The organism is Ilyomonas limi, assembly GCF_005233845.1.
Lineage (GTDB): Bacteria > Bacteroidota > Bacteroidia > Chitinophagales > Chitinophagaceae > Ilyomonas > Ilyomonas limi.
Map to the genome: position 1 here is coordinate 1 of NZ_SZQL01000050.1, position 2,711 is coordinate 2,711.

3 protein-coding genes are annotated in these 2,711 nt (G+C 35.6%); all 3 read left to right on the top strand.

Annotation, left to right across the window (positions count from 1 at the left end; genetic code table 11):
* Positions 1-299 precede the first annotated feature (299 nt).
* The 3 genes from FC093_RS23410 to FC093_RS23420 all read left to right on the top strand — a co-directional run bounded on the left by FC093_RS23410 (position 300) and on the right by FC093_RS23420 (position 2,481).
* On the top strand, positions 300-854 hold the full coding sequence (locus FC093_RS23410; RefSeq protein ID WP_137264250.1) for a hypothetical protein: 555 nt from the start codon (positions 300-302) through the stop codon (positions 852-854).
* Between the two features lie 258 nt (positions 855-1,112).
* On the top strand, positions 1,113-1,685 hold the full coding sequence (locus tag FC093_RS23415) for a hypothetical protein (RefSeq protein WP_137264251.1): 573 nt from the start codon (positions 1,113-1,115) through the stop codon (positions 1,683-1,685).
* Positions 1,686-1,857: 172 nt separating this feature from the next.
* The gene (locus FC093_RS23420) at positions 1,858-2,481 is read left to right on the top strand and encodes a hypothetical protein (RefSeq protein WP_137264252.1); all 624 of its coding nucleotides are present in this window, start codon (positions 1,858-1,860) and stop codon (positions 2,479-2,481) included.
* Positions 2,482-2,711: the final 230 nt, after the last annotated feature.

A 2,711-nucleotide genomic window follows, 5' to 3' on the forward strand; every position in this document is an offset into this window, starting at 1 on the left:
AAATATTTTTGCCAACGCACGGGCAAACAACAAAAAAATCAACCTTATTCAGGATGTATTATCTTCATCAACCAATAACAGGATTATTAACTAAAACCAGTCAACTTTTTTCAGGACGGGTCAGTTCACTATTTGGCTTTAGCTCCAGCGGAAGTGAGTCTTTTGGTCTTTTGATTCTTTATCTTTAACCCTGGTATCTTTATTCATAAACAGCACCCGGCGAACGGAACGCTATTTCCCCACCATCGGCAATACTTTTTCGTTAGCTGTAATTCATTTGTGACACTTCTTAAGAATTTATGGGTAGACAAATAAACTTCTTTCTTCATCCCGACGACCAACCAAGCCTTGACAAACTATTGAAATCATTTGGAAAAATTATTTTGCTTCCATACTATCACCATGACAATAAAATTTCAACTGTTGAAGACACTATAGTTCGTGACGTAAAAAAAGAAGGCGCCCGAATTTATTTGGTTAGACAGGAAGATTTCAAAGAAATTAAACTCGAACATATTTCTAAGTTTAATTACTGGTTAGTTGCCGACAATAAACTGCCAGTTCTGCATTTTGACCGAAGTATTTTTAAAGACAATAAAATTCATAGCGGACGACTTTATTTTCAGCCGCAATTTGCTGACAACATGCAATGGATAAAGAAATCTGACACCTTTATAAATTGGGCTGACAATATCATAAAAACTGTTAGACGTAAACTTAAAAAGTATAAACATAAGATGGGTAATTATGAATACACAGGATATTTAGGTGACAACGCTTTGAAGTGGTTAAAAGAACATAAAGCAGAGGTAGGCGCTGCAGGACATGAATTAATTCCCGCAAAAATGTTTTGAGACTTGAACTACAGCTAACAAATAGTTTGGCGAAAAACTGGCTGACAAAACACAACAGCAGCTTTTATTTCTCTATTCAGCTTTTGTTCTCAGCTCGACATTATAAATTTGGCGACATTAATAACAATGAACTTTTAAGTATAAATTTAACTGCAGTTCGGGCTGACAGGAATGCTAATATCAGTTCTTCGCCAAGCCTTGAACGTTGCCTGCAAGTTAAAAATGACACTACTGACTATTTACATAACCTTATACTTTTTGACAGTTGTAATATATTTTATTAAGCGTGACGGGACAGATAAGTATAAAAAGAGTCTGATTAGTGTTCATTTAATCTTGCTTTTACTATTGACAGTTGACATCTTTCTCATCAATTTAAAAGGTGTTTGGCTGGACAGACTACTTATTGTGGCATTTCTGTTTACAGCTTCCCTGACGTTTGCACTGTACAGAAAGACACTGCGGCTATGGCAAAAATTGTATTTTGGCTTCTATGTTTTTTATCCTGCGTTTGCAGCAGCGACATTTCTGATAGACAGAATTATGTTTGCAATTGTAGCAAGTCCATTAATAGTTTCCCTGACAATACCAGAAGTGAGATTTAGTAGTAAAGATTATGATGTCAGAGTGCCAGTAGGAATAATAGTTCCAATGCGACTTCAACTCATAAAGAAGGGATTGATAACCGAAAAGTCACTTGGCATTTGCAACGACGACGATGTTGTTGCTCTTGACATTTCTTCAATCAGCATTGCAAAGGAGACAAAGGACTCAACAAATGCAATAATTACTTCTAATGACAAAACATATCAGGCAACATTTATCAAATAACCAGCAGGCAACAGCAGGTTTGCTGCCATAGCGGCTTGACGAATGCCAATTGTCAGCAGATTTTCTATGTGGCTTTTTCAGCTATATTGGGGCTGACCAGCACGAAGTGCCGCTGCGGCAGCAAGCCCGCGGGCGTTGTGCGTAAACACATAAAATCATTAGGACATCATAAATGAGATTATTTTTATTAACAAGTGCACTGATAATTTTCAATACATTTTGTACTAAGATCTACTGCCAGCAAAAAGATCAAATTGGTATAAACGTTCAAATAGGAAAAACACCCCAACAAATTGAAAACATTAGTTCCGGCGCTATCAAAACAACGCATGGTAATTTAAAATTTGGCTTTGGCATCTTATATGAAAAAACTTTTAGTAAGCATTCCGGCTGCGAGATTGAATTGAAATATAGGCATGCAACGAACGACTTAGCGCTTGCACTGCTTTTGGGGACAAATAACATCAACTGGGTACATTATAATATCAGCGAAAACTTTTTGAGTGTACCGATAACATATAAATACAGATCTAAAATTTTAAATGTTTCAGCAGGACCGTCTTTAGACTATTTCTTATCATGGAAACAACATAAAGAAACCCCTTATAACTTGACACTTCCATCTTATACATCTTTTTTCGACAAGAAAATATCGGTAGGTGTATTGGCAACTATAAGTAAAACTATACCCGTGGACAAGAAAATATCTATTGAGCCGAGTTTGTATTGCAATCCAATTTTGAGTTTTAAAAGAACTTATTATGGAGTATCTATTGCAACTAAATACACGTTTTAAAAAATCAATCATCAAATTACGCACAACAACTGGCTTGCTACCATAGCGGCTCGACGGAAACCATTCAGCAACAGGAATTCTAATCATCTTTTTCAGCTATATTTGGTCTGATTTCTATGACTCAGCCAAGTATTTTTAATTTATTTTCAAGCTATTTTCTTAAAATTATCCACATAATCTCTTTTATTTTTTACAACGGCAAAGGCTCTTAATACGAGTTTGTTTTTAAT